1 pseudogene is annotated in these 265 nt (G+C 55.8%); it reads left to right on the top strand.

From position 1 onward, the window contains the following. Window positions 1-112 precede the first annotated feature (112 nt). Window positions 113-265 (top strand): annotated as a pseudogene (locus tag DY926_RS15260) (IS21 family transposase); the annotation flags it as partial.

The raw sequence follows: 265 nt of genomic DNA, 5'->3' as shown, positions 1-265 counted from the left end.
TGTTGATTTTCACTGAGAACTGACCCGGGTAGGGCGGAAATTTTCATCGAGATTTGACCCATGCCTTCACACTCCCCGGCAGCATCTGCTGGGGGTTTGAGGAGTGATTGACATGGAGCTTCTGAGTGTGATCCGTCGGTGGCACTGCCGGGATCATCTTCCGATCCGCGAGATCGAACGCCGGACGGGACTGTCACGCAATACGATCCGGAAATATCTCCGGGCACAGAGTATTGAACCGCGGTTCCAGGTACCCGAACGTCCC

This window comes from Komagataeibacter melaceti (assembly GCF_003403295.1).
Lineage (GTDB): Bacteria > Pseudomonadota > Alphaproteobacteria > Acetobacterales > Acetobacteraceae > Komagataeibacter > Komagataeibacter melaceti.
This window is presented reverse-complemented; position numbering and strand designations above follow the sequence as displayed.